General features: G+C 50.2%; 1 protein-coding gene. It reads left to right on the top strand.

The window, feature by feature from the left end; all coding sequences use genetic code 11:
- A partial coding sequence (locus STRDD04_RS10390; RefSeq protein WP_156469099.1) for a GBS Bsp-like repeat-containing protein occupies positions 1-241 on the top strand: 241 nt, incomplete at both ends.

The raw sequence follows: 241 nt of genomic DNA, 5'->3' as shown, positions 1-241 counted from the left end.
ACCACCAAGGTTTCGATCGGAAAGCCAGAGGGTAAGCTGACGATTGCCAATAACAATCCTAAGACGGGTACCTTTGATGTGATTGTTTCTCAGGTTTCCAGCCCGCAGGGGATTCGTGAGGTCTTGCTTCCGACTTGGTCGCATGAGCACGGTCAGGATGATCTGATTTGGCACAAGGCTCAGAAACAGTCTGACGGTACCTATAAGTTTACCGTTCGTGCCAGCGAGCACAAGAATTCTG

Origin of the sequence: Streptococcus sp. DD04, from assembly GCF_001578725.1 — a bacterium.
GTDB classification, from domain to species: domain Bacteria; phylum Bacillota; class Bacilli; order Lactobacillales; family Streptococcaceae; genus Streptococcus; species Streptococcus sinensis.
The sequence above is the reverse complement of the archived record's forward strand: the minus strand, read 5'-3'. Positions and strand labels throughout refer to the sequence as shown.